The organism is Pseudomonas sp. SbOxS1 (genome assembly GCF_013416725.1).
In the GTDB taxonomy this organism is placed as follows: domain Bacteria; phylum Pseudomonadota; class Gammaproteobacteria; order Pseudomonadales; family Pseudomonadaceae; genus Aquipseudomonas.
This window is the reverse complement of sequence record NZ_JAAVXC010000003.1, coordinates 120,222-144,058: the sequence shown is the minus strand read 5'-3', so window position 1 is coordinate 144,058 and position 23,837 is coordinate 120,222. Positions and strand designations below refer to the sequence as shown.

Annotated in this window: 25 protein-coding genes and 1 tRNA gene; 15 read left to right on the top strand and 11 right to left on the bottom strand. The window is 59.5% G+C overall.

From position 1 onward, the window contains the following. Window positions 1-61: 61 nt before the first annotated feature. The 7 genes from HFK74_RS04895 to HFK74_RS04865 all read left to right on the top strand — a co-directional run bounded on the left by HFK74_RS04895 (window position 62) and on the right by HFK74_RS04865 (window position 5,279). Entirely contained in the window at window positions 62-592 is a 531-nt protein-coding gene (locus HFK74_RS04895; protein WP_008061812.1) for a hypothetical protein, read from the top strand. A gap of 82 nt (window positions 593-674) precedes the next feature. Beyond that, window positions 675-866, top strand: coding sequence for a PLDc N-terminal domain-containing protein (locus HFK74_RS04890; protein ID WP_020796120.1), 192 nt, complete (start codon window positions 675-677; stop codon window positions 864-866). Window positions 867-1,003: 137 nt separating this feature from the next. Beyond that, entirely contained in the window at window positions 1,004-1,237 is a 234-nt protein-coding gene (locus HFK74_RS04885; RefSeq protein ID WP_180202578.1) for a hypothetical protein, read from the top strand. Window positions 1,238-1,455: 218 nt separating this feature from the next. Beyond that, a complete protein-coding gene (locus tag HFK74_RS04880; protein WP_007971898.1) occupies window positions 1,456-1,800 on the top strand; it encodes a ribonuclease E inhibitor RraB in 345 nt (114 codons plus the stop codon). 300 nt (window positions 1,801-2,100) lie between these two features. Beyond that, window positions 2,101-3,510: a circularly permuted type 2 ATP-grasp protein gene (locus tag HFK74_RS04875; RefSeq protein ID WP_046816144.1), complete on the top strand. Its 1,410-nt coding sequence runs from the start codon at window positions 2,101-2,103 to the stop codon at window positions 3,508-3,510. Window positions 3,511-3,522: 12 nt separating this feature from the next. Continuing rightward, window positions 3,523-4,473, top strand: a complete 951-nt coding sequence (locus tag HFK74_RS04870; RefSeq protein WP_175390617.1) for an alpha-E domain-containing protein — start codon at window positions 3,523-3,525, stop codon at window positions 4,471-4,473. Beyond that, window positions 4,470-5,279 (top strand): transglutaminase family protein, encoded by an 810-nt coding sequence (locus HFK74_RS04865; RefSeq protein WP_180202577.1) that lies wholly within the window; start codon window positions 4,470-4,472, stop codon window positions 5,277-5,279. Before HFK74_RS04870 ends, HFK74_RS04865 begins: the two co-directional genes overlap by 4 nt. Before the next feature lie 156 nt (window positions 5,280-5,435). Here HFK74_RS04865 and HFK74_RS04860 read toward each other — a convergent pair whose 3' ends face one another. Both HFK74_RS04860 and HFK74_RS04855 read right to left on the bottom strand, forming a co-directional pair. Beyond that, a complete protein-coding gene (locus HFK74_RS04860) occupies window positions 5,436-6,257 on the bottom strand; it encodes a cytochrome c (RefSeq protein ID WP_180202576.1) in 822 nt (273 codons plus the stop codon). Further along, window positions 6,239-6,583, bottom strand: coding sequence for a hypothetical protein (locus HFK74_RS04855; RefSeq protein WP_180202483.1), 345 nt, complete (start codon window positions 6,581-6,583; stop codon window positions 6,239-6,241). The genes HFK74_RS04860 and HFK74_RS04855 overlap by 19 nt, the downstream gene beginning before the upstream one ends. Before the next feature lie 271 nt (window positions 6,584-6,854). On the opposite strand from HFK74_RS04855, the gene HFK74_RS04850 reads away from it, so the two are divergent. From HFK74_RS04850 to HFK74_RS04840, 3 genes are all read left to right on the top strand, one after another. Next, window positions 6,855-8,060 (top strand): acetyl-CoA C-acetyltransferase, encoded by a 1,206-nt coding sequence (locus HFK74_RS04850; RefSeq protein ID WP_180202575.1) that lies wholly within the window; start codon window positions 6,855-6,857, stop codon window positions 8,058-8,060. 24 nt (window positions 8,061-8,084) lie between these two features. Continuing rightward, window positions 8,085-10,229 carry a 3-hydroxyacyl-CoA dehydrogenase NAD-binding domain-containing protein gene (locus HFK74_RS04845; protein ID WP_180202574.1) on the top strand — a complete coding sequence of 715 codons (2,145 nt, stop codon included), beginning with the start codon at window positions 8,085-8,087 and terminating at the stop codon, window positions 10,227-10,229. A gap of 94 nt (window positions 10,230-10,323) precedes the next feature. Further along, window positions 10,324-11,046: an amidotransferase gene (locus tag HFK74_RS04840; protein WP_180202573.1), complete on the top strand. Its 723-nt coding sequence runs from the start codon at window positions 10,324-10,326 to the stop codon at window positions 11,044-11,046. A 117-nt stretch (window positions 11,047-11,163) separates the two neighbouring features. On the opposite strand, the gene HFK74_RS04835 is transcribed toward HFK74_RS04840, so the two are convergent. The 3 genes from HFK74_RS04835 to HFK74_RS04825 form a co-directional block, all read right to left on the bottom strand. Beyond that, entirely contained in the window at window positions 11,164-12,135 is a 972-nt protein-coding gene (locus HFK74_RS04835; RefSeq protein WP_008061792.1) for a magnesium and cobalt transport protein CorA, read from the bottom strand. Between the two features lie 140 nt (window positions 12,136-12,275). Then, complete coding sequence (locus HFK74_RS04830; protein WP_020796108.1) at window positions 12,276-12,998, bottom strand: 1-acyl-sn-glycerol-3-phosphate acyltransferase; 723 nt, start codon at window positions 12,996-12,998, stop codon at window positions 12,276-12,278. Window positions 12,999-13,212: 214 nt separating this feature from the next. Further along, a complete protein-coding gene (locus HFK74_RS04825) occupies window positions 13,213-13,902 on the bottom strand; it encodes a crotonase/enoyl-CoA hydratase family protein (RefSeq protein WP_180202572.1) in 690 nt (229 codons plus the stop codon). Window positions 13,903-13,966: 64 nt separating this feature from the next. Between HFK74_RS04825 and HFK74_RS04820 the strand changes: the two genes are divergently transcribed. Both HFK74_RS04820 and HFK74_RS04815 read left to right on the top strand, forming a co-directional pair. Further along, complete coding sequence (locus HFK74_RS04820; protein ID WP_180202571.1) at window positions 13,967-14,125, top strand: hypothetical protein; 159 nt, start codon at window positions 13,967-13,969, stop codon at window positions 14,123-14,125. Between the two features lie 85 nt (window positions 14,126-14,210). Then, window positions 14,211-14,300 (top strand) — tRNA-Ser (locus tag HFK74_RS04815). Between the two features lie 80 nt (window positions 14,301-14,380). On the opposite strand, the gene HFK74_RS04810 is transcribed toward HFK74_RS04815, so the two are convergent. The 4 genes from HFK74_RS04810 to phbB form a co-directional block, all read right to left on the bottom strand. After that, window positions 14,381-14,647 carry a hypothetical protein gene (locus HFK74_RS04810; RefSeq protein ID WP_180202570.1) on the bottom strand — a complete coding sequence of 89 codons (267 nt, stop codon included), beginning with the start codon at window positions 14,645-14,647 and terminating at the stop codon, window positions 14,381-14,383. 149 nt (window positions 14,648-14,796) lie between these two features. Then, window positions 14,797-16,500 carry a class I poly(R)-hydroxyalkanoic acid synthase gene (phaC, locus tag HFK74_RS04805; protein WP_180202766.1) on the bottom strand — a complete coding sequence of 568 codons (1,704 nt, stop codon included), beginning with the start codon at window positions 16,498-16,500 and terminating at the stop codon, window positions 14,797-14,799. A 154-nt stretch (window positions 16,501-16,654) separates the two neighbouring features. Then, the gene (locus HFK74_RS04800) at window positions 16,655-17,833 is read right to left on the bottom strand and encodes an acetyl-CoA C-acetyltransferase (protein ID WP_180202569.1); all 1,179 of its coding nucleotides are present in this window, start codon (window positions 17,831-17,833) and stop codon (window positions 16,655-16,657) included. A 64-nt stretch (window positions 17,834-17,897) separates the two neighbouring features. Further along, window positions 17,898-18,644 (bottom strand): acetoacetyl-CoA reductase, encoded by a 747-nt coding sequence (gene phbB / locus HFK74_RS04795; protein WP_179054640.1) that lies wholly within the window; start codon window positions 18,642-18,644, stop codon window positions 17,898-17,900. Window positions 18,645-18,914: 270 nt separating this feature from the next. On the opposite strand from phbB, the gene HFK74_RS04790 reads away from it, so the two are divergent. Further along, entirely contained in the window at window positions 18,915-20,042 is a 1,128-nt protein-coding gene (locus HFK74_RS04790; protein WP_180202568.1) for an AraC family transcriptional regulator, read from the top strand. 63 nt (window positions 20,043-20,105) lie between these two features. Here the strand turns inward: HFK74_RS04790 and HFK74_RS04785 are convergent, their stop codons facing one another. Then, window positions 20,106-21,977, bottom strand: coding sequence for a DUF3141 domain-containing protein (locus HFK74_RS04785; protein ID WP_180202567.1), 1,872 nt, complete (start codon window positions 21,975-21,977; stop codon window positions 20,106-20,108). A 251-nt stretch (window positions 21,978-22,228) separates the two neighbouring features. Here HFK74_RS04785 and phaP point away from each other — a divergent pair, with 251 nt between their 5' ends. Next, the gene (gene phaP, locus HFK74_RS04780) at window positions 22,229-22,786 is read left to right on the top strand and encodes a TIGR01841 family phasin (protein ID WP_180202566.1); all 558 of its coding nucleotides are present in this window, start codon (window positions 22,229-22,231) and stop codon (window positions 22,784-22,786) included. Between the two features lie 34 nt (window positions 22,787-22,820). Here phaP and phaR read toward each other — a convergent pair whose 3' ends face one another. Further along, a complete protein-coding gene (gene phaR, locus HFK74_RS04775; protein WP_180202565.1) occupies window positions 22,821-23,354 on the bottom strand; it encodes a polyhydroxyalkanoate synthesis repressor PhaR in 534 nt (177 codons plus the stop codon). A gap of 275 nt (window positions 23,355-23,629) precedes the next feature. On the opposite strand from phaR, the gene HFK74_RS04770 reads away from it, so the two are divergent. Continuing rightward, a complete protein-coding gene (locus HFK74_RS04770; protein ID WP_180202564.1) occupies window positions 23,630-23,818 on the top strand; it encodes a hypothetical protein in 189 nt (62 codons plus the stop codon). The last annotated feature ends 19 nt before the right edge of the window (window positions 23,819-23,837 follow it).

Genomic DNA, 23,837 nt, shown 5'->3' with positions numbered 1-23,837 from the left:
GCCGGGCGTAATGCGTTATCCTGCGCGCCCTGAAAATTTACCTGCTACAGGATCCGCCCCCATGAAAGCCGCCCTCATCGAACTCATCAGCAACATCAGCTCCGGGTGCATGGCCGATGACGAAATCGAGAAAGTCGCTGACGAAGCGGCCCAGGCTTACGCAGATCCTGCGGCTTTCCTCGGCGCCAACCCGGACATCAACTACGACGACAGCTTCCCGATCCCGCTGGGTGAGTGGGTAGTGGTTGGCAGCCTGCCCGAGACCGTGCTGTTCCAGGCCGACACCTATGTGGACCTGTTCGCCCAGATCGTCGCCTCGTTCGGCCCGGGAGTGGAGTTCAATCTCAAACCCAAGCAGCTGGCCAAGACCGAAGCCCTGACCGCGCTGAATCGCATCCAGGTGCAGATGAGCAGCCTGAACAAGGAAAACGGCGGTTACACGCTGATGAACTTCAGCCAGTTGCTGGACGATGAACTGCAAGTGGTACTGGTCTACGGCAATGCCGTGCCACGGGTACTCGAGCTGTGCGCCGAAGTCGGCATCGCCGCCGCGCCCTCGCTGGAAGCCTTGAAAGTGGCGATCCACGTCTGAACCGGTAAAGCTGTCAAAAAAACGGAACCCTGGTCAGGGCCGGCTATCCTAAGAGGGCATATCACTCTTCGGGAGCGTCATCATGGGTTCCACGTTCAACAGCCTGGTTGGCTTGATCATTCTTGCCTTGGACATCTGGGCAATCATCAACGTGTTGAAAAGCGGTGCCGAAACCGGGATGAAAATCTTCTGGGTGCTGTTGATCCTGTTGCTGCCGGTTCTGGGCCTGATCATCTGGGCGATTGCCGGTCCCCGCGGGAACGTGCGCATCTGACCGGGGAACACCGTCTGTACGGGGCGTCAGGCAGCCTTTGCTGACGCCTGCTATTGTTGATTCGCCGGAACATTTACCCCGCGTCCAGGGTCGAGATAGGTGTAGGCCCATCCATGGGTTTTATCGAGGAGGCACCGATGCAAAAGTGGAAAGTCACTTTCGTGGATGATCATGGTGAATTGATCGACGAGGTCTTCGAGTGCGAGGAGTGCCCGAGTCACGAAAAGGCCGCCAAACTCATCAAGGCACGGTTCCTTCCCGTGGCCGCCGAACTGGATCTGAACGATCTGGAGGGGCGCACTTCCGATGCAGGCGTAAAAAGCCTGAAAGCCCAGAACAGTATTGAAATTCGCAGCATCACCCCCGTCTGAACCTCTTCTCGTTATCGACTACAGCAGAACCAGGCCTTGGCAGCGGCTCTATCTTGGGGCTACTCTGCAATCGAGATCAGCGAATGGATCGCTAAGGTCTGGTCTTGTCAGCTCCATGCTTGTTTCCCGTCGACATCGGGTTGTCGATTGGTGCGCACCTTTGGGTTCGCACACTGGGAGTACGGAAAGTCTATCCATCAGTTTGAGGAGGACGTTTCATGAGCACAGCCTATCAAGAAGACATCAGCAGCAGTGTGCTGCGCCGCATGAAAGAAGGCGGTTTCGACTTTTCCCGGTTCCATCCCATCGAGTTCTACGCCATTTTCCCGGACGAGGAGCGGGCACGCAGGGCGGCAGGTCATTTCCACCGTGGTGAATCCCTGGATGCGCAAGTCAGTGTGCGCGACGATGGCGCCTGGGCGCTGGAGTTGTGCAAAGTCATGTATGCCACCTACGACGACATTGGCGATTTCGAACAGGGTTTCGAGGCCGTGGTCGAGCCACTGGGCGGCATCATTGAAGGCTGGGGTGTGAAACAGGAGGTACGAGGGCGACTCGCATAAACCTATGAACAGTGACAACCAGCAATGACGGCTGACCTTCGGGTTGGCCGTTTTCGTTTTTGCCGAGGGCAATCGAACACGGGCGCCCCTTCACCGGCAAGCCGGCGCCTAGCGTCTATGCTGGTGATGGGCGACAACAACGCCTTGCAATGAAGCGGGGGCAGTCAGGTTGGGGCATTTGCCGCACAGGATTGGTGCGGTGTTCGCGTGGTGATTATCCAACCGATTGAAATCTAAGCGTTTCTGCCGATGGCACGGGCCTTGCGAAGGCCTGGATGTCCGGGTGACAAGGAGTACGGCATGATCCGCACCTATTTTGATGAGATGTACGATGCCGGCGGCCAGGTCCGCCCGCATTATCGGGAGTTTGCCCGTTGGCTGGCCGAGACGCCTGACGAGCTTCTGGCACAACGGCGACGCGAGGCCGATCTGTTATTTCATCGCGCCGGGATTACCTTCACGCTCTACGGTGATGAGCAGGGGACAGAGCGCCTGATTCCCTTCGACACCATCCCGCGCAGTATCCCCGCCAGTGAATGGCGTGTGGTCGAGCGCGGCTGTATCCAGCGGGTCAAGGCGTTGAACATGTTCCTCGCCGACCTGTACCACGAGCAGCGCATCATCAAGGCCGGGATCATTCCGGCCGAGCAGGTGCTGGCCAACGAGCAATACCAATTGGCAATGCAGGGGCTGGACCTGCACCGCGATATCTATTCGCACATTTCCGGTGTCGACCTGGTGCGCGACGGCGACGGCACCTACTACGTGCTCGAGGACAACCTTCGAACACCGAGCGGCGTCAGCTACATGCTCGAAGACCGCAAGATGATGATGCGCCTGTTCCCCGAGCTGTTCGCGGCCCAGCGCATTGCCCCGATCGACCATTACCCGAACCTGTTGCTCGACACCCTGAAAAGCTCCAGCCCGATCGATAACCCGAGTGTCGTGGTGCTCACGCCGGGGCGCTTCAACAGCGCCTTCTTCGAGCATGCGTTCCTGGCGCGGGAAATGGGTGTGGAGCTGGTGGAGGGCGCGGATCTGTTCGTGCGGGACGACAAGGTATTCATGCGCACGACCGACGGGCCGAAAGCCGTCGACGTGATCTACCGCCGTCTCGACGACGCGTTCCTAGACCCGCTGGCATTCAATCCCGACTCGATGCTGGGCGTGCCGGGGCTGCTGTCGTCCTATCGTTCCGGCAATGTCGTGTTGGCGAACGCCATCGGTACCGGGGTGGCGGACGACAAGTCGGTGTATCCGTTCGTCACCGACATGATCCGGTTCTATCTGGACGAAGAGCCGATCCTGAAAAACGTGCCCACGTGGCAGTGTCGCAACCCTTCTGAACTGTCCCACGTGCTGGCCAATCTGCCAGAGCTGGTGGTCAAGGAAACCCAGGGCTCCGGCGGTTACGGAATGCTGGTGGGGCCTGCGGCGACGGCGGCGGAAATCGAAGCCTTCCGCGCGCGCATCATCGCCAAGCCCCATGCCTACATCGCACAGCCGACGCTGTCGCTGTCGACCTGTCCGACCTTTGTCGAAAGCGGCATCGCGCCACGCCACATCGACCTGCGTCCGTTTGTATTGTCTGGCCGTGAAACCCGGGTCGTGCCCGGCGGTTTGACCCGTGTCGCCCTGCGCGAAGGCTCCCTGGTGGTGAACTCCTCCCAGGGCGGCGGAACCAAGGACACCTGGGTGGTCGAGGATTGAAGGAAGCCTGACATGTTAAGTAGAACTGCCTCGGATCTGTATTGGATGTCGCGTTACCTGGAGCGGGCGGAAAACCTCGCACGGATGCTCGACATCAGTTATTCGCTGTCGCTGATGCCCCAGGATGGCCGCGGTAACGGCTTGCATGAATTGGCCATGCCGTTATTGATTACCGGCACCCTGGACGATTACCTCGAACGCCACGGCGAGCTGCATGCCGAACGGCTGCTGCATTTCTTTGCCCTGGACGCGGCCAACCCGGCCAGCATCTACAGCTGCCTCGGCGCCGCCCGGGCCAGTGCCCACGCGGTGCGTGGCCGCATCACCGCCGACATGTGGGAAAACATCAACGCCACGTGGCTGGAGATTCGCGGCATCGCCGAACAGGGCCTGAGCCGCTACGGCATGAGCCGTTTCTGCGAGTGGATCAAGGAGCGTTCCCACCTGTTCCGTGGCGCGTCCTACGGCACCATCATGCGCAATGACGCGTTCCGTTTCATTCGCCTGGGGACGTTCATCGAAAGGGCCGACAACACGTTGCGCCTGCTCGATGCCCGCTACGAAATGGCCGGCGATCAGGCCGAAGCGGTCAGCGACGGCACGGCCCACGCCTACTACCAGTGGAGTGCGTTGCTGCGCGCCTTGTCCTCTTTCGAGGCGTACACCGAGATCTACCGCGACGCCCCCGGTGCCCGGCATGTGGCCGAGTTGCTGCTGCTGCGGGCCGATGTGCCGCGCTCCCTGCGGGCCTGTACCGAAGAAATCGACCAGATCCTCGCGCAACTGCCGGGGGCCAATGGCCGTCCGGCACAACGGCTGGCGGCAGAGATGGACGCGCGCTTGCGCTACACCGGCATCAACGAAATCCTCGACGAAGGCCTGCATGCCTGGCTGACCGAGTTCATCCCGCTGGTGCGCCAGTTGGGTAACGCCATTCACAGTTCCTACCTGGAGGCTGCATGAGACTTTCCATAAGCCACGAGACCACCTATCACTACGAGGATCAGGTGCGGGCGAGCATCCAGTACCTGCGGCTGACCCCCCACGACAGCGAGCGCCAGCACGTGCTCAGCTGGCAGCTTGATCTGCCGCGGCCGGTGCGCGCGCAACTGGATCCGTTCGGCAACATCCTGCATGTGCTGACCCTGGACGAACCCCACGAGGCGATCATCATCGGTGCCCGTGGCCAGGTCGACATCGACGAGTTGCGCGAAGCCGAGCACGAGAGCCAGTCGGCATTGCCGTTCCTGCGTTTCACCCGGCTGACCGAGGCCGACCAGGCACTACGCGCGTTCGCCGACAAGGCCTGCAAGCAGCGCCGCGACCGTACGGCGCTGATCGACCTGATGCATGGCCTGAACCAGCACATGACCTACACGCCGGGCGCCACCGAAGTGGACACCAGCGCCGCCCAGGCTTTCGCCGGGCGTTCGGGCGTGTGCCAGGACCACACCCACGCGTTCCTCGCCTGTGCCCGCAGCCTGGGCGTGCCGGCGCGTTATGTGTCGGGGTATCTGTACAGCGAAAACAGCGAACACCTGGCCAGCCATGCCTGGGCCGAAGCCTGGCTCGATGACGCCTGGTACAGCTTCGATGTGACCAATGAACTGGCGCGTCCCGAGCGCCATTTGAAACTGGCGGTGGGCCTGGATTACCTGGATGCCTGCCCGGTACGCGGCATGCGTCGTGGGGGTGGGTGTGAGCAGATGCATGCGAAGGTGTTCGTATCGCCGACGCCTGCGCCGGTGATCTCGGTGCAACAACAGTAGGAGCCGGCTTGCCGGCGAAGGCGTCCTTGAACATTGCGTCAGTCTTGCGAACGCCTTCCTTTGTAGGAGCCCGGCTTGCCGGCGAAGGCAGCCTTGAGTCTTGCGGCGAATTCACGGGCGCCTTCGCCGGCAAGCCGGGCTCCTACAGGGTCGGTGTCAGGGCTTAACCTTGCGCCCGACCATATGCTGCAAATACCCCACCAACATCCGCAGATCCTCATCCGGCAACACCTCGGCCGAGAACCCCGGCATCTTCGCCTGCGGCCACTGGCGCAAACTCTGCGGATCGCGAATATAGCGCTGGAGGAAATCCGCGCCGAAGTACTCGGTCGGGTTATACGGAATATTCAGGTCCGGGCCGAACTGCGAATCCCCGGCACCGTTGAGTCGATGGCATGCCAGGCAGTTCTTCTGAAACAGCGCAAAACCCTTGTTAACCGGATCATCGGCCTTCAACGAAGGATCAGGCAGCAGGGCAGGGAAGCGCGCCGCCACCGGGGCCATGCGCTTGATGCTGGCGACCTCGAACGGCCATTGTTCCGGGCTGATGTTGCCAGCGCGCGGATCAGTCCAGACCAGGTAGAACGGCCCGGCGCTGTGTTTGCCTTCTGCCAGCGGCGGCCACGGTTGGGCCGGATCTTCGATTGCCAGCCAGGCACGCGCGCCCTGGGTATTGAGCAGCGGCGCCGCCGACAACTCGGCGGCAAAGCCGTCCAGCGCCACGGCTTGCAGGTGGTCGTCGGGCTTGATGTCGGTCAATAGCGCGGCGAGCGGCACGGCGCGGTAGGTCATGTCGCGCTTGTAGGACACGTCATTGCTGATGTTGATGGTCTGGACCTGAGGGTGCTTGAGCAGCTCCTCGGTTTGCCACGTGCGACTGTTCGCGCCCAGCTCCAGGTTCAGCTGTGCGGCATGAAGAGGCGTGCTGAGCAGCAGGGCCCCAAACACAATGAGCGTTTTCAAATGATCGCCATCCATGTCGTGCAAGTGCCGCAAAGGTTGGCACAGCCATACTGGCCCGTGAAGCGAGCCAGCCACATTTTTACATGGCGATGGAAATCTGCCGTCGTCTTTTTAAGAGCGACTAACCGATCACCTTGGTCAGGTTCGGCAAAATCAATAACAGAGTGGTGGCGAAAAGAATGAGCCCGGCTTGACGAACTTTCGATTGTTTGAACATGGCTGACCGCCTTTTTTTTGTTATTTCCTGATGCCTGCCTGGACATCTCCGTGACGGCAAACGTTGCACTTCCTGTAGGACGAGCGCCTCGGCAAAACCCGACGACAACTTCGTACTCCTTCACCTTAGAGCCCGCGTCACGCTTGGTTTAGATCCATTTAGTATGGTGTTCTCACCAAATCCTATTAAAAAGGCATGAGGCCTATTGCCAGCTTCTTGGGCGGCCTTTTGCTAGACACCTGCGTGTCCTGAACCGGTTCACCGCCTGCCGGATGACCGTCCGTCTGAGCGTGAGCGTCAATGCCCTTGAGCGCTGCGGTCATTGAATCCATTGCGCCATGGGCCAAGAGTGAGGGCTGTGTTTTTACTCACCTGCATTGCGGTTCGAGGACGTCATGACCCAAGCTTTGATTTTCGACGCGTTACGCACGCCCCGGGGCAAAGGCAAGGCCAACGGTGCCTTGCACAGCGTCAAGCCGGTGAACCTGGTGGCCGGCTTGCTCACGGCGTTGCAGCAGCGAACCGACCTTGATACCAGCCAGGTCGACGATGTGGTGCTCGGTTGCGTGACGCCCATTGGCGATCAAGGCTCCGACATCGCCAAGACCGCGGTCCAAGTGGCGGAGTGGGACGTCAGCGTGGCCGGTGTGCAGATCAATCGGTTCTGCGCCTCGGGGCTGGAGGCGGTGAACCTGGGGGCGATGAAAGTCCGTTCCGGTTTCGAAGACCTGGTGGTGGTCGGCGGCGTCGAGTCGATGTCGCGCGTGCCCATGGGCAGCGATGGCGGTGCCTGGGCGCTGGACCCGCAGACCAACCTGCACGGCCATTTCATTCCGCAGGGTGTGAGCGCCGACCTGATCGCCACGCTTGAAGGTTTCAGCCGCCAGGACGTCGACGCCTACGCCTTGCACTCGCAACAAAAAGCCGCACGGGCGCGGGCCGACGGGTCGTTCAAGCATTCATTGGTGCCGGTGCAGGACCAGAACGGCATCATCCTGCTCGATCTTGACGAGTTCATCCGCGCCGAATCGACCCTGGAAGGCCTTGGCAAGCTCAAGCCGAGTTTCGAAATGATCGGGCAAATGGGTTTTGACGCCACTGCGCTGCGGGTCTTCAGCCAGGTGGAGCGGATCAATCATGTGCACACCCCCGGCAACAGTTCCGGGATCGTCGATGGCGCGGCGTTGATGTTGATCGGCTCCGAAGCCAAGGGCCGGGCGCTGGGCTTGCAGCCACGGGCGCGGATCGTCGCCACGGCAGTCACCAGCACCGACCCGACCCTCATGCTCACCGGCCCCGCGCCGGCCACCCGCAAGGCGTTGGCCAAGGCCGGGCTGCGAGTCGAAGACATTGACCTGTTCGAGGTCAACGAGGCGTTTGCCTCGGTGGTGTTGAAGTTCATCAGGGACATGGCCGTCGACCCTGGCAAGGTCAATGTCAACGGCGGCTCCATTGCCATGGGCCACCCGTTGGGCGCCACAGGCTGCGCCATTCTCGGCACGCTGCTCGATGAGCTGCAAGCCCGACGCCTGCGCTATGGCCTGGCGACCTTGTGTGTCGGCGGCGGCATGGGCATTGCCACCATCATCGAACGCCTCTGAGCCCCGACTGTAAGGAACCTGTTTATGAGCCAAGCCATTCGCTACGAAAAAGGCCAGGACCAGATCGTCGTCCTGACCATCGACCTGCCGGGCCAGAGCGCCAACACCATGAATGCGCTGTACCGCGAGGCCATGGCCGACTGTGTCGCCCGTCTGCAGGCCGACAAGGACAGCATCGCCGGTGTGATCATCACCTCGGCCAAGAAAACCTTCTTTGCCGGCGGCGACCTCAAGGAGTTGATCAAGGTCGACAAGCCCCAGGCCAAGGCTTTCTACGCCATGGTGCTGAGCCTCAAGGGCCAACTGCGCACCCTGGAAACCCTCGGCAAACCCGTGGTCGCCGCGATCAATGGCGCGGCGTTGGGCGGCGGCTGGGAAATCTGCCTGGCCTGCCATCACCGCATAGCTTTGGACGATACCTCCGTGCAACTCGGCCTGCCGGAAGTGACCCTCGGCCTGCTGCCGGGCGGCGGCGGAGTGGTGCGTATGGTGCGCCTGCTGGGCATTGAAAAAGCCCTGCCATACCTGCTCGAAGGCAAGAAAATCCGCCCGCAGCAGGCCTTGCAGGCGGGTTTGGTCGATGACCTGGCGACCGATCGCGAGGCGCTGCTGAGCAAGGCGCGCACCTGGATTTTGGCCAACCCGGCTGCGGTTCAGCGTTGGGACGTGAAGGGTTATCAGATTCCCGGTGGCACGCCGTCGAACCCTAAAGTCGCGCAGATGCTGGCGATTGCGCCGTCGATCCTGCGCAGTAAAACCCAGGGCACGCTGCCCGCACCGGAGAAAATCCTGTGTGCCGCGGTGGAGGGCGCCCAAGTGGATTTCGACTCCGCGCACCTAATCGAGACCCGTTACTTCACGGAGCTGGTCACCGGCAAGGTCTCGAAAAACCTGATCGGCACCTTCTGGTTCCAGCTCAACCAAATCAATGCCGGCGGTTCGCGTCCTCAAGGCTTCGCACCTTACGTGACGAAAAAGGTCGGTGTGCTTGGCGCCGGGATGATGGGCGCGGGCATCGCGTTTGTCAGCGCCTCGGCCGGTATCGATGTGGTGCTCAAGGACGTCAACCTGGCGGCGGCCGAGAAGGGCAAGGCGCACTCGGCGGCGTTGCTGGGCAAAAAAGTGGCGCGCCGGCAGATCAGTGTCGAGCAACTTGAAGCCGTGCTGGCGCGCATCCACACCACGGACAACGATGCCGACCTGGCGGGTTGCGATCTGATCATCGAAGCGGTCTTCGAGGACCGTGAGTTGAAGGCCAGGGTCTCCTCGGTAGCGCAAAAAGTGGTGGGCGCCGATGCAGTGATCGCCTCCAACACCTCGACTCTGCCGATCAGTGGCCTGGCCACGGCGGTGCCGGACCCGGGCAAGTTCATCGGTCTGCATTTCTTCAGCCCCGTGGAAAAAATGCCGTTGGTGGAAATCATCAGGGGCGCCAGCACCAGCGACGAAACCCTGGCTCGCGGGTTCGATTTCGTCCTGCAAATCCGCAAAACCCCGATCGTGGTCAACGACAGCCGGGGTTTCTTCACGTCCCGGGTGTTTGGCACGTTCACCAATGAAGGCATTGCCATGCTGGGTGAAGGCGTCTGCGCGGCGATGATCGAGACCGAGGCGCGTAAGGCCGGAATGCCGGTCGGGCCTCTGGCGATCTCCGACGAAGTTTCCCTGAGCCTCATGAGCCATATCCGCCAGCAAACCGCCAAGGACTTGCAGGCAGAAGGCAAGGCGCTGGTCGAGCACCCGGCGTACGCCGTGATTGACTTGCTGCTGAGCGAATACAAGCGTGCGGGCAAGGCCGCCGGGGGTGGTTTCTATGAATACCCGGCGGGCGGGCAAAAACATTTATGGCCGGAACTGAAAACCCGCTTCGAAATGGCTGACGGGCAGATTTCGCCAAAGGATGTGCGTGATCGCCTTCTGTTTGTGCAAGCCATCGAAACCGTGCGCTGTGTGGAGGAGGGCGTGCTGACGTCGACGGCGGATGCCAACGTCGGCTCGATCTTCGGCATCGGCTTCGCTGCCTGGACCGGCGGTGCACTGCAGTTCATCAATCAGTACGGGGTCAAGGACTTCGTCGCCCGCGCCCAGTACCTGGCCGGGCAATACGGCGAGCGCTTTGCTCCGCCGGCCCTGTTGCTGGAAAAAGCCGCCAAGGGCGAGGCGTTTTAGGGATCGGTGACACACTGCGGGGCTTGCCTTGTCACGGTGTTTCAAGGCAGGCTCTGGGGTGTGCATTATTCCCATCACGTGTCAGGTATTTTTTATGTCGTTACGCATCTGCATTCTGGAAACCGACATCCTGCGTCCGGAGTTGGTTGACCAATATCAGGGCTACGGGCAGATGTTTAAACACCTGTTTTCGCAGCAACCCATCGCCGCCGAATTCACCGTCTACAACGTGATGCAGGGCGAGTACCCCAGCGATGACCTGACGTTCGACGCCTACCTGGTGACCGGCAGCAAGGCCGATTCCTTCGGCACCGACCCGTGGATCGAAACGCTCAAGACCTACTTGCTCAAGCGCTACGAGCGCGGCGACAAGCTGCTGGGCGTGTGCTTCGGCCATCAGTTGCTGGCGCTGCTGCTGGGTGGCAAAAGCGAACGGGCAACGCAAGGCTGGGGCGTTGGCACCCATAAATACAAACTTGCCGCCAAGGCGCCATGGATGAGCCCGGTAAAGGAAGAGCTGACCCTGTTGATCAGCCACCAGGACCAGGTCACCTCGCTACCGGAAAACGCCACGGTGATCGCCTCCAGCGATTTCTGCCCGTTTGCCGCCTACCACATCAACGATCAGGTGCTGTGCTTCCAGGGGCACCCGGAATTCATCCACGACTATTCCCGGGCGTTGCTGGAGATTCGCCAGCAGGCACTGGGCGAGCAGGTGTATTCGAAAGGCATCGCGAGCCTGGAAAGTGAACATCACGGCACTACGGTTGCCGAGTGGATGATGCGGTTCGTGGCGCACAAACCCGAAACCGTGTAGGAGCCAGCGGTGCGGCGATCCGACTTGCCGGCGAACCGGGCAACGCGGTATGCCAGGCGGGACGCCTTCGCTGGCAAGCCAGCTCCTACAGCGAATCTCACAGACGACTCGGTTCGCCTACAACCACCCCGACTTCTTGAAGCTCGCCCACAACCCCACACACCCCACCGTGATAAACGCCAGAACCCCGAAATACCCGTAATGCCAGGTCAACTCCGGCATGTTCTGGAAGTTCATCCCGTAAATCCCCGCCACCGCTGTCGGGAAGGCCAGGATCGCCGCCCAAGCAGCAAACTTGCGCTGCACCACGCTCTGGCGTGACGCCTCCAGCAACACCCCGACCTCGATGGTCTGGCTGGCGATATCGGCCAGGGTCGTCAGGTCTTCCATCTGCCGTGTCACGTGAATCTGCACATCGCGAAAGTACGGGCGCATGTTCTTGTCGATGAAGGGGAAGCTCAGCTTCTGCAGTTCTTCACCGATCTCCACCATCGGCGCCGCGAACCGGCGCAAGCGCAATACATCGCGGCGCAGGCTGTGAAGTTTTTGAATGTCGCGCTCGTTCAGGGAGCTGCACATGACGTTGCGTTCCAGCTCATCGATTTGCGCATGAATGGCTTCGCCCATCGGCTGGTAGTTTTCAATGACGAAATCGAGGATGGCATAGAGTACGAAATCTTCCCCATGCTCCAGCAACAACGGACGCGCCTCACAACGCTGGCGGACATGAGCGTAGGACGCCGAATGGCCGTTGCGCGCGGTGATGATGTAGCCGTTGCCGGCAAAAATATGGGTCTCGATGAATTTGAGTTTGCCCTCTTCCATGATGGGCGAATACGTGACGATGAACAGCGCATCGCCAAAGGTTTCCAGCTTCGGGCGACTGTGTTTTTCCAGGGCGTCTTCAATGGCCAGTTCATGCAGGTTGAACTGGCGTTGCAGGTTGTACAGTTCCTCGGCGCTCGGCTCTTCAAGGCCGATCCAGACAAAGTGACCAGGCTTTGCAGCCCAGGCTGCGCCTTCGTCGAGGGTGATATTGGTGACTCTCTTACCAGCACTGTAAACCGCAGCAGCAACAACTCTACCCATGATGTTGATTCACTTCTTCTTGGCAGCGTTCAGCTTAGCCTTGTCTGCTACCGGGAGTCAGTGAAATCTTGTGTAGGAGCCGGCTTGCCGGCGAAGGCGCCGGCCCAGTCGATGTATTTGTCGACTGACAGACTGCTTTATTACGCAGCTTGCAACTGCCGATCCATCGAATCGATGCATTCGCGCATCTGCTCGCGGCACTGGGCCATCAGCATGGGCATGTCATCCAGGCTCAATCCCGCGGTAGGAATGGCCGGCAGGGAACGGATCAGGATTTTCCCACTGCGCCAGCGGTTCAAGCGCATGTGCTTGACGTAACTACTGACACACACCGGTACGATGGGCACCCCGGCCGCGATGGCCATCTGGAAGGCGCCTTTCTTGAATGGCAACAGTTCTTCACCCAGATTGCGCGTGCCCTCCGGGAACACCCAGATCGAAGTGTCTTCGTTTTGCAGGGTATGGGTGGTGGTCAACATCGACTGACGCGCCTTCTGCGCATTGCCGCGGTCGATCAACACATTGCCGGCCAGCCAGAACAACTGCCCGAACAAGGGCACCCATTTCAGGCTCTTTTTACCGATGCACACGGTACGGCGGGGCACTACGTTGCCGAATACAAACAGATCGTAGTTGGACTGGTGGTTGGCGATGATCACGCAGCTGTCAGGTTTATCCATCAACGGCCCGACGTCGGCCTTCACCCGCAGTCGCAGAATGCACATCGCTGGCCACGCATAGAGGCGCGCGCACAGGCGACTGTTGTCCGGATTGAACGGGCGACACAGGCCAAGCACCACGCCCAACACACCCGCAACAATAAAGTGCAGGCCCATCAATGACATACGTAAAGCGAACAGCATTTGCAGGCCCCACCGGGACAAAAGGTGGCGCAGTGTACGGATGTGCACTGTTTTCGGCAATTGCCACTATATAGGTGGGAGATAGGCGATGTTTGAGTGCATGTTTCCGACTGATGGGTCAGACGTGTTCTAGAGCGGTTGTAGGGTTTTTCAGCGCGGCGCTTACGAAAAGCCCGACACGACGGTCGGGCTTTTCGTTGCTGCAGGTCGGGACTTAACCCATGTGCTCCTGATCCAGCATGATTGCGTTGTCCAGGGTTTCCAGCAGTGCCTTGCGTACTTTGAGCTTGGTGTTCTTGTGCGCGGTCATGTTGATCTTCTTCAACTGACGCGCCGCCGCCAGTGCTGCACCTTGCAACTCCTCGGCCGACACCACCACGTCAAGGAAACCGGCATCCACGGCGGACAGCGGATTGAACATTTCACCGTTGATCACCGAGCGGTGGAACGCCGATTTGCGCAAGCGATCACGGGCCAGCTCGATACCGGCGTGGTGCATGGTCATGCCGATCTGTACTTCGTTCAGGCCAATACTGAACGGACCGTCGACACCGATGCGATAGTCGGCGGACAGCAGCAGAAACGCGCCCTTGGCCACGGCATGGCCAGGGCAGGCCACGATCACCGGGAACGGGTGCGACAACAGGCGACGGGCCAGCGTCGAGCCGGCAGTCACCAGCGCCACGGCTTCTTTAGGGCCGGACGTCATGACCTTCAGATCGTACCCGCCAGACAGAATCCCTGGCTGACCGGTAATGATCACCACCGCGCGATCGGTCACTGCCTGATCCAGCGCAGCGTTGAACGCCGCAATCACGTCCGGAGAGATGGCATTGACCTTGCCGTTGCTCAAGGTCAGGGTCGCGATACCGTCTTCGAGGTGGTAGGAAATCAACTCACTCATGACGCTAATCCTTTCAGTAAAGTAGGGCAGAAGTTACTCACCGCCACCCGCCAGGTAAAGCGCCATGACTGACTCGCCAGTCACGCTCCAGGCCGCCGGCACGCATCACCGGGCACGCCAGCCGCGCATCGCCAGCTATATAGAGGGGGATGCCAGGCCGGAGATTGGCCGGTTTGCCATGACCCAGGACAACCAGAAACAGCTAAGCGAGTTAAGCGCATGAAAATTCTGAAAAAAATGTTTGCCATCAGAAAGGCTTTCGACTACATTAGCGCGCCTCGACAGACAGAACTTGTTTGAAGAGATACGGTGAAGTGTCCGAGTGGCTTAAGGAGCACGCCTGGAAAGTGTGTATACAGGAAACTGTATCGAGAGTTCGAATCTCTCCTTCACCGCCACATTTATACGAAAAAGCCCTGATTATTCAGGGCTTTTTCGTTTCTGCGTTTCGGGAAAAAATTCCAGTCCCCGAGAATGCTTACCCTGGCATCGCCCAGGATTGCAGCGTGTATCCTCCCTGGCTCAACTCGGCGCGCACTTCTTGCAACAGGTTTTCCAGTTGTGCCGGGTCCGAATAGGTACTGCTTGGAACCTGTTTGCGACAAATACGCGTGCTGGCCCGGTCCAGGACGGACAGGCTCAGTTCGCCATTACCGTCTTGCGGAGCCCAGGCGACGCATTGAAATGGTTCGAATGCCTGGCCGGCAATCAAGAGTGCTTCGTTGATGCGAAACGGGGTGCTCATGGAGCCTCTCTCCTTGTACCCAAACAAATGACGTGCCGCCGGTTGGGCTTACCGGCGGCTATCTATTGCGTTTGCGTGATTCGATCTTCGCCTGTGCGATCAAGCCGCTGTGTTGCAGGCAGTATTCCGCTCTGCTCCACAGCGCTCTTTCATTGCTTTACATAGCTGCCTGGTGCCGGCTCCAGAGGCGGGTATTTGTCATTGCCGGTGTGCGCAACCGCGGGTTGGCGCTCGCCGGAGTGTCCCTCCAGCCAGTTGAACCAGTCATTCCACCAGCTACCAGGTTGCTGCTCGGCATTCTTCAACCAGGTCTCCGGGTTTTTGGTGACCCGATTGTTGGTCCAGTAATGACGCTTCTGCTTGGCCGGTGGATTGACGACGCCGGCGATGTGCCCTGACGCGCCCAAAACGAAACGCTTGGGCCCGGAAAGCAGATGGGTGCTGGCGTAGGCGCTCTTCCACGGCACGATGTGATCGTCATGGGTGGCCAGGATGTAGGCGGGGGCGTCGATTGCACGCAAATCCAGCTGGGTCCCGCAGCACTCCAGCTCGCCTGATTTCAAGTCGTTCTGCAGGTAGGTGTGGCGCAGGTACCAGCAGTACATCGGCCCTGGAAGGTTGGTGCTGTCGTTGTTCCAGAACAGCAGATCCAGTGGAATCGGCTTCTGTCCCTTGAGGTATTTGTCGACGTTGTAGTTCCACCACAGCTCGTTGGGGCGCAGCAGGGAAAAGGTATTGCCCATGTCCTCGCCACGGAACAGGCCGATGGGGCCGTTCACACCACCGATGGTGCGCTCGCGGTAGGCCACCAGTTCTTCATCGACGAAGATGTCGATCGGCCCGGTATCCAGGTAATCCAGGAACGTGGCGAACAGGCTCAGGCTGGCGATCTCGCGGTCGCCACGTGCCGCCAGTACGGCCAGCGCAGTGCTCAACAGGGTGCCGCCGATGCAGAAGCCCACGCAATTGATTCGCTGTTGGCCACTGATCTCGCGGGTCACTTGAAGGGCGTTGATCACCCCGTGCTCGATCAGGTCGTCCCAGGTGGTGCCGGCGTGTTCCTGGTCAAAGTTGCGCCAGGACACCAGGAAGACGGGATGCCCCTTTTCCAGCAGGTGGCGGACCATCGAGTTGTCCGGGCGCAGATCAAGGATGTAGTACTTGTTGATCGACGGCGGTACCACGAGAACCGGCTGCTGGTACTGGGTTTCGCTTTGCGGGTAGTACTGAATGAGTTGGAAGATGTGATTTTCGAAGACGACTTCGCCCGGGGTATTGGCCAGGTCGACGCCAACCTTGAAGGCGCCGCTGTCGCACTGGCGCATCTTGCCTTCGTTCATGTCACTGGCCAGATGCTGCATCCCTGTGATCAGGCTGGCACCTTGGGTCTCGACCGCACGCTGTAACGCATCAGGGTTACTGGCCAGGAAATTGCTCGGTGCGCTGGCGGCAATGGCTTGCTCCACCAGATAGCGCAGACGTTGGCGTGCTTTCTTTTCGTCGATCAGCAGCTTGTCGAGCAGTTTCAGCAGGAAGCTGGAGTTGAGCAGGTAAAACGCGGCGAGGGAGCCGAACAGTGGTGCGTTCCAGTTGCCGCTGGTGAAACGTCGATCATCGAAACTGAAGGGCTGGCCGGTCAGCAGTTTTTGGCCCAGTTGAGCCCATTCAACCTGGTAGTCCGCTTGAAGGCTGTCCAGGGTTTCGCGAGGCAGGTCGAACCAGGTGTCGTGGTCATGCCCGGAAAACCAGGGATTGCTGTTCACCCATAGGCGCAGTTGTTGCACTGCAAAAGAGGCGATGAACGGAACCTGTCCTGACCAGAAGGTTTTGAATGTATGCGCGTTGTTGTCCATAAAATTCATACCGATGTGCCGGGCAGAAAAAAGCCGCGCTATGCCGGATTGCGGCGTAGCGACGGCAAGGGAGGCGGGCAACGTTGTCTGATGCCAGCCTGATGCGCGGAGCAGGGGGATCTGGTCCGCGCATTGGCTATTCGGATGCCGTTGGTTAGCGTTCGATAGCCAGGCCGACGCCTTGTCCGCCACCGATGCACAAGGTGGCCAGTCCTTTCTTGCCATCGCGACGGATCAGTTCGTGCACCAGCGACACCAGGATCCGTGCCCCCGACGCGCCGATCGGATGGCCAAGGGCGATCGCGCCGCCGTTGACGTTGACTTTGCTGGTGTCCCAGCCCATCTCTTTGCCAACCGCCAGCGCCTGGGCGGCGAAGGCTTCGTTGGCTTCGATCAGGTCCAGGTCTTCGACGTTCCAGCCGGCCTTTTGCAGGGTCAGGCGTGTCGCCGGGACCGGGCCGATGCCCATGATCGACGGGTCCACACCGGCGCTGGCGTAGGCCTTGATCTTGGCCAGTACCGGAAGGCCCAGGGCTTGGGCCTTGGCGGCGCTGGCCAGCAACAGCACGGCTGCACCGTCGTTGAGGGTCGAAGCGTTTCCAGCGGTCACGCTGCCGTCTTTCTGGAAGGCCGGCTTGAGTTTTGCCAAGGCTTGCGCGGTGCTGTCGACACGCGGCTGTTCGTCGGTGTCGAAAGCCAGCGGTTCGCCCTTGCGCTGAGGGATCAGGATCGGGGTGATTTCGCTCTGGAAACGCCCGCCCTCGATGGCGGCGGCGGCCTTCTGTTGCGAAGCGGCAGCGAAGGCATCCTGTGCTTCACGGGAGATCTCGTATTTCTGCGCCAGGTTCTCGGCGGTGATGCCCATGTGGTAGTCGTTGAAGGCGTCCCACAGACCATCCTGGATCATGCTGTCCTGCAGTTGCGCATGGCCCATGCGCAGGCCGGTGCGGGCCTTGGGCAGGACATAGGGGGCCAGGCTCATGTTTTCCTGGCCGCCAGCGATGATCAGTTCCGCGTCGCCGCAACGGATGGCCTGCACGGCGAGATGGACTGCCTTGAGGCCGGAGCCGCAGACCTTGTTCAAGGTCAGGGCAGGCGTGGTGTGTGGCAAGCCAGCCTTGATCGCGGTCTGGCGTGCCGGGTTTTGCCCGGCACCGGCAGTGAGGACCTGGCCGAGGATCACTTCATCAATTTGCGCAGCTTCGACACCCGACTGCTCCAGCAGGCGGCGAATCACTGCGGCACCCAGTTCGGTCGCGGGAATTGCAGACAAAGCACCCTGGAAACTGCCAATGGCGGTACGAGTAGCGGCAACGATTACGACTTCGTTCATGCATGACCTCATGGAAAAGACAAAATTCGTCGAGCAAACCAGGGCATTCATGCCCTGGCCGGGGTTACTGCATGTTCATGCCGCCGTTTACCGAGAAGTCGGCACCGGTGCTGTAGGCGGACTCATCGGATGCCAGCCAGGCCACGATCGAGGCGATCTCTTCCGGCAGGCCAAGGCGACCTACCGGGATACCCGAGATCATGCCTTCGAGAATGTCCGGGCGAATGGCCGCGGTCATGGAGGTCTGGATGTAGCCTGGGGATACGGTATTGACGGTTACGCCCTTGCCGGAGACTTCCCGGGCCAGTGCCATGGTGAAACCATGGATGCCAGCCTTGGCGGCGGAGTAGTTGGTCTGGCCGAACTGGCCACGCTGACCGTTGATCGAGGAGATATTGATGATTCGCCCCCAACCCTTGGAGAGCATGCCTTCAATGACCTGCTTGGTGGTGTTGAACAGGCCTGTCAGGTTGGTCCCGATCACGCTGTTCCAGTCTTCTGGAGTGAGCTTGCGAAAGGACGCATCGCGAGTGATGCCAGCGTTGTTGACCAGCACATCGATCTGGCCGAATTGTTCACGAGCCATCTCGAAAGCCTTGCGGGTGGTCTCCCAATCGGTGACGTCGCCATAGATGAACTCGAACTCGTAACCCGCTTCACGCTGGCTGGCAGCCCAGTCGTTCTTGCGGCTGGAATCAGAACTGCAGCCGACGATTACCTTGAATCCTTCCTTGTACAGACGCTGGCTGATTGCCGTACCAATACCGCCCATACCACCCGTTACCAAAGCAATACGACTACGCGATTCCATACATCTACTCCATTTCTTTTGCGCTGCAGGAGTGGGGATTGTTGGTTATCGACGGGTCGTGCGGGAAGTGTTTGAAGGTGACGTTCTCCTGTCCTTCGGTGCCACGCGGGGAGGGAGGGGGGTGGCAAAAAGCGGGGAGTACCTATACTGGATCAATACTTAGAACTGAATGGATAGTTAATATTTCTGCAACACAGTTGAAATATGTTCTACACGTGTCAGCATCGGCTCCGGACAGGACGTTCGGTTCCACTGGTCATTGAGGACGCCATGTATAGGATTAGTTCAGGTTATGCCAGCGTGCTGGCGAATACGTTTTTGGCCCAGGGCCTCGACCTCTCCGGTCTGTTCGAGGAGGCGGGACTGGATGTCGGGTTCGTGAATAAACCAGGAGCATTCTGCGAGCGAAGCGTTATCTATCGTCTTTGGGAGCTGGCGGCCGAGGCTTCGAATGATCCCAATATCGGCTTGAAAGCCTACGGGGAATTTCATCCCAGCAGTTTCCAGATCGTGGGTTACACGATGATGTCCAGTTCGAACCTGAAAAGGGCGCTTGAGCGCCTGGTTCGTTTCAGCCCGTTGATCGGTACCGGGTTCAGCCTTTTCCTGGTCCAGGAGGAGCAGCATTATCGATTGGCCAGTCTCGATCATCAGCAACATGGCTCGGTCAAACCCCGGCAATACACGGATGCCGCCCTGGCTTCGCTGCTGGGTTTCTGTCGTTGGCTGGCAGGTGGCAAGTTTCCGCAACCCTTGAGTGTGGAGTTCACCTATCCCGAGCCTGAAGACACGTCGCAGCATCAGCGGCTTTTTGGCTGCCCGCTGAGTTTCGGCGCGGCCTATGACAGCATCCTGTTCGATGGCCAGGAGCTCCTGAGGCCATTGAGCATGGCCAACGAGGCGCTGGCCACGCTGCATGACAGTTTTGCCGTGGCTCAATTGGACCTGTTGTCCGGTTACTCCATTGTTGGCAGGATTCGCGGGCTGGTGACCGAGCGTTTGAGCCAGGGGCAAGGCCAGGGGCAATGTGACATGGAGTCGATTGCGGCGGCACTGAACATCAGCAAGCGCACGCTGCAACGAGGCCTTGAGAAGGACGGCACGCAATTCAAGGATGTCCTCAACGATGTGCGCCGGCAGATGGCCGAATTCTATTTGCGCCACTCTCATTACAACCTCAAGCATGTGACCCACCTGCTCGGCTTTCATGATCACAGCAGTTTCCATAAGGCATGCACCCGCTGGTTTGGCATGACCCCCGGACAATATCGTGCCCATGAGACATTGCCTGTGCTCAAGGACATCTTGCCGGTGCGACCCCTGAGCGCTATCGGACGGTGCGGGGATCACAAGATCCCAGGCTTCGCCAGCGACTACGTCGAACGGATGCACCGCTAATTTCCGGTGAAGGTTCATTGAGAGATGGGGCTCCACGAGGGCCTCCTGCGGATGACAACCGACTCACTGGGCGTTCGGCCCAGGCGCCTGGAGATTTCGAGCAGGCTGGGTGCTGGTGAAGGCGCCCAGTGCGCCGTAAATACTGTAAAAACAGATCTCCTGAGTGGCGTCACGCACATCGCGGTACGCATTCAGGGTGTCTTGCATCTGGTCGGAGAACAGCTCCTGCCAGGCCAGCAACGGGTTGTCCTGGTGTACGGGACGACGATGACGGTTGACCGTGGAAATGGTCCCGGGTAACCACCACAGCGCCGGATTCAGGCTGCTCCAAAACAATTGCTGCTGATGGAAGGGGTGTGTCCTGCGCATCCATTCGGCCATGGGTTCGTTGATGATCTGGCGCACCCACGGACGTATTGATCCGTCGTAAAACGCGCTGTTGATTTCAGAGGCGCGCACTACGGTAGAGAATTCGCGATCGTCATCACGGGCAGGCTCGTCGTCATCGTGGATATCGGCAATTCGCCTTGATTCGAAACGCACTTGGTATTGCACGTCATCGCTGCCTGAAGGGGCCGGCAGATCGTCAATCAGCATTTCATGCAACCCCGGCGGCAGCGCATTGATGGCTTCGACCGCGCCGAGCAGCCCGCGGTGTTCGCGTCGCGCGACCTGGCCGGAAACAAAGATCCCCAAATGGCCGATGCTGGCGTGCCGCAGGTAGACGATGGTACGACCTGCCTCCTGCAAGGCGAGATCGCTGGAGTAGACATCGGCGATCCAGTTCAATGCCTGCTGGGGCGGGGTGATGTTGTCGCCGTAGGAACAGAACACCACCACCGGCACTTCGATCCGTTTCAGGTCGATACCGTTGCTCTTGCGGTCGGGACCGCCCGACAATTGGTTGCCGATGAACAGATCATCGACAATCATCTCGATCTCTTCGCCATTGAGCAGGGTCGGGCTGCCCCACCAACGTTCGAAATCGAGGAAGCGCCCGGCCTCGCTGTCGACCTGGCTGAACAGCTGGTAGTACTTGCCCCAATAGGTGTTGGCCGGGTCCAGGTTTTCGAAGTTGCTGACCAGCCAGGTACCGTCAAATCGGCCATTGCCCAAGTCGCTGCCAAGGTGAGCCATCCAGCCGCCACCCAGCAGGCCGCCGGTATAGCGCATTGGATTGCGTCCATTGACGCCGGCCCAGTATGACAAGGGGGCGCCGTTGATAATGATCAGTCCCGGCAGCTCCGGTCGTGTGGCCGCCAGTCCCATCAAGGCCCAGCCTGCCTGGCAGTTACCGATGATGATCGGCTTGCTGTTGGCCGGGTGCAGGGCGCTGACGGCCTCGATGAACCGGGCCTGGGCCTGGACGATATCGTCCAGGGTTTGCCCAGGCTGTGGCGAGTGACTGAATGAGATGAAATAGGTGGGGTGCCCGGCCCTGAGGCTCTCACCTATGATCGAATCCTGCTTGAAGCCACCAATTCCCGAACCATGTCCGCCGCGCGGGTCAATGATGATCACCGGCTGGCTGCTGCCGTCGATTTTTTGCTCGGGGCCGGGGAGGATCCGCAGCAGCGAAAAGTTGACCGGGCGGGGCAGATCGGGGCCTGCAATCAAGGTTTCATGATCGAACTTGAGCAGCAGCGGATACCCGGCGCTTTCATGGGCCAGCCTGTTGTCGCCGCGTTGGCGCAGGGTGTCCCAGAACAGCAGGCAGCGTTGGCTGAAGTCGATGACATATTCCTGCCATTGAGCAGGTGTAGGTTGTCTGAGTTGACCTCGTTTGAGGGGCGCGAGGGTTTTTTTCTGGCGCTGGCGCACAGCCTCGAGGACGTTCAGCGCATTGAGGCGCTGCAGATGACTCAGGTGTTCCCACAGGCCGCGTTGTGAGGAGGGCTTTTCATGTTGCGATGCACTACTGTCTTCCTGGCCCATGGTGATCTCCCGACGATATGCATGACAAGCGCGCGTCTGCGGCTCATTAACAAAGCAAAGGCTTTGGCTGTCCGTTCGTTGTCAGGAGTCTATAGCGATTTTGGGCAGGAGGGGAAAGTCTTTTGTGCGGCGCACAAAAAATCGTTGCCAAAAGGAATTGTGCACTGCAATATGAAACCTAACGCGATGACCGGCAGGATCGCTATCGCGTCCTCAGGCCCGAGTCGGCCTTCTAACCAGGAGATTCAAGCATGTCTTTTTTCAACGCGGAAAAATTTCAAGACGCTCAGAAAGCCAACCTCGACCTCCTGCAGCAAATCAGCGGCAAAATCTTCTCCAGTGTCGAGCAGCTGAGCCAGTTGCAGTTCAAGACCCTGCAGGCCACCACCGAAGAGCAGTTCGACGGCTTTCGCAAGCTGCTTTCGGTACGTGATCCACAAGGTTTCGCTGAGCTCCAGGCTTCTTTGACCCAGCCTAATGTGCAAGCCGAACGCCTGGCTGATTACAATCGCCAAGTGCAAGCGTTGATTGTCGACACTCACTCGGAAATCGCCAAGCTGGCCTCGCGTCAGGTCGAGGCGGGCACCCAGCAGGTGCGTGAGTTCGTTGAGGTGATCAGCAAGAATGCACCGGCTGGCTCCGAGCCAGTCGTGGCCGGGTTCAAGTCGTCGCTGGCCAATGCCGGTGCCGTTTTTGAAAGTGCACAGAAAGCTGTAAAACAGGCTACTGACGCTGCCCAGAGCAATTTTGACGCAGCGACCGCTGCAGCTGGCAAAACCGCTGCTGGTGGCAAGGCTGATAGCAAGTAAGCCTGAGCAGGCTGATTACAGGATGGCGATGGGTTTACTCCCCATCGCCATTTTTTTTCGGCCCGCCATCAGCGCCTGGCTTGCCGGGTGGCACCGCGCCGAACATTCCGAAGAGGTTCTGGGTGTTCAGGTAGAGCGCTTTTGACTGGTCGACATACTGGCGCATCAGGTCCTGCATGACCGGTGCCTGCTGGTGCATGAACGCGCTCCAGGTTTCGGAGGACTGGGCGCCGGTCTGGGACTGGATGTCGATGACCGTCTGGATGCTTTTATCCAGATAGCTGCCGAGGACGCTCTGGTAGGGACCGTAGAACTGGATGATCCCCATCAGCATCTCGCTGGAGAATATCGGCTGACCGCCGCTTTCGGCTTCCAGAATGACCTGCAGCAAAATACTCCGGGTCAGGTTCTCGCCAGTCTTGGCGTCGACCACCTCGAACGGAATTCTATCGACGACCAATTGGCGAATATCCGCAAGGGTCAAATGACTGCTGGTGTGCGTGTCATACAGACGGCGATTCGGGTATTTCTTGATCAGACGGGGGGTGTTCCGACTGTTTTCTGTCATGCGGGGCTACTCACAGCGAGCCTGGTTTGCTGGCATCTTATCCTACTCTGGGCACGGCCACTCCAATGAACCCATCAGGTTCATTGGCACGGTAGCCACCGTCACTGCGATGTTGGTGAAACTGCTCTGACAGACTTCGCCCATTCGTCGGGCATTCGGTTTCTTGAACCGCAGGTCCGTTAATGACCGGCTAGTCTCAAAATCCTTGGTGATCGATATTTTTCGGGCAAAGGGCTTGCCGGTGTCGATCCCGTATTTTTGAGAGGGGTGAAGCGATGACTGAACCGTATATCGAAGACGACGGCGCAGAATATCCGATCAACAACTACGTTCAATGCGGCCAGACGGAGTATGTGGCCAGCTTTGGCGAAGATCAGGCCAAGGTCCTCAAGATCAAGACCAAGGCTTGTCGAACGCTGAAGGGAAAATTCCTGCCCAAGTTTACAGAACCGGCCAGCAAGTAAATGACCCGCAAGCGAACCC

Bases quoted from the DNA above. Each gene is read 5' to 3' on its own strand.
- HFK74_RS04895 (WP_008061812.1), top strand. From the start codon at position 62: ATGAAAGCCGCCCTCATCGAACTCATCAGCAACATCAGCTCCGGGTGC.
- HFK74_RS04890 (WP_020796120.1), top strand. From the start codon at position 675: ATGGGTTCCACGTTCAACAGCCTGGTTGGCTTGATCATTCTTGCCTTG.
- HFK74_RS04885 (WP_180202578.1), top strand. From the start codon at position 1,004: ATGCAAAAGTGGAAAGTCACTTTCGTGGATGATCATGGTGAATTGATC.
- HFK74_RS04880 (WP_007971898.1), top strand. From the start codon at position 1,456: ATGAGCACAGCCTATCAAGAAGACATCAGCAGCAGTGTGCTGCGCCGC.
- HFK74_RS04875 (WP_046816144.1), top strand. From the start codon at position 2,101: ATGATCCGCACCTATTTTGATGAGATGTACGATGCCGGCGGCCAGGTC.
- HFK74_RS04870 (WP_175390617.1), top strand. From the start codon at position 3,523: ATGTTAAGTAGAACTGCCTCGGATCTGTATTGGATGTCGCGTTACCTG.
- HFK74_RS04865 (WP_180202577.1), top strand. From the start codon at position 4,470: ATGAGACTTTCCATAAGCCACGAGACCACCTATCACTACGAGGATCAG.
- HFK74_RS04860 (WP_180202576.1), bottom strand. From the start codon at position 6,257: ATGGATGGCGATCATTTGAAAACGCTCATTGTGTTTGGGGCCCTGCTG.
- HFK74_RS04850 (WP_180202575.1), top strand. From the start codon at position 6,855: ATGACCCAAGCTTTGATTTTCGACGCGTTACGCACGCCCCGGGGCAAA.
- HFK74_RS04845 (WP_180202574.1), top strand. From the start codon at position 8,085: ATGAGCCAAGCCATTCGCTACGAAAAAGGCCAGGACCAGATCGTCGTC.
- HFK74_RS04840 (WP_180202573.1), top strand. From the start codon at position 10,324: ATGTCGTTACGCATCTGCATTCTGGAAACCGACATCCTGCGTCCGGAG.
- HFK74_RS04835 (WP_008061792.1), bottom strand. From the start codon at position 12,135: ATGGGTAGAGTTGTTGCTGCTGCGGTTTACAGTGCTGGTAAGAGAGTC.
- HFK74_RS04830 (WP_020796108.1), bottom strand. From the start codon at position 12,998: ATGCTGTTCGCTTTACGTATGTCATTGATGGGCCTGCACTTTATTGTT.
- HFK74_RS04825 (WP_180202572.1), bottom strand. From the start codon at position 13,902: ATGAGTGAGTTGATTTCCTACCACCTCGAAGACGGTATCGCGACCCTG.
- HFK74_RS04820 (WP_180202571.1), top strand. From the start codon at position 13,967: ATGACTGACTCGCCAGTCACGCTCCAGGCCGCCGGCACGCATCACCGG.
- HFK74_RS04810 (WP_180202570.1), bottom strand. From the start codon at position 14,647: ATGAGCACCCCGTTTCGCATCAACGAAGCACTCTTGATTGCCGGCCAG.
- phaC (WP_180202766.1), bottom strand. From the start codon at position 16,500: ATGGACAACAACGCGCATACATTCAAAACCTTCTGGTCAGGACAGGTT.
- HFK74_RS04800 (WP_180202569.1), bottom strand. From the start codon at position 17,833: ATGAACGAAGTCGTAATCGTTGCCGCTACTCGTACCGCCATTGGCAGT.
- phbB (WP_179054640.1), bottom strand. From the start codon at position 18,644: ATGGAATCGCGTAGTCGTATTGCTTTGGTAACGGGTGGTATGGGCGGT.
- HFK74_RS04790 (WP_180202568.1), top strand. From the start codon at position 18,915: ATGTATAGGATTAGTTCAGGTTATGCCAGCGTGCTGGCGAATACGTTT.
- HFK74_RS04785 (WP_180202567.1), bottom strand. From the start codon at position 21,977: ATGGGCCAGGAAGACAGTAGTGCATCGCAACATGAAAAGCCCTCCTCA.
- phaP (WP_180202566.1), top strand. From the start codon at position 22,229: ATGTCTTTTTTCAACGCGGAAAAATTTCAAGACGCTCAGAAAGCCAAC.
- phaR (WP_180202565.1), bottom strand. From the start codon at position 23,354: ATGACAGAAAACAGTCGGAACACCCCCCGTCTGATCAAGAAATACCCG.
- HFK74_RS04770 (WP_180202564.1), top strand. From the start codon at position 23,630: ATGACTGAACCGTATATCGAAGACGACGGCGCAGAATATCCGATCAAC.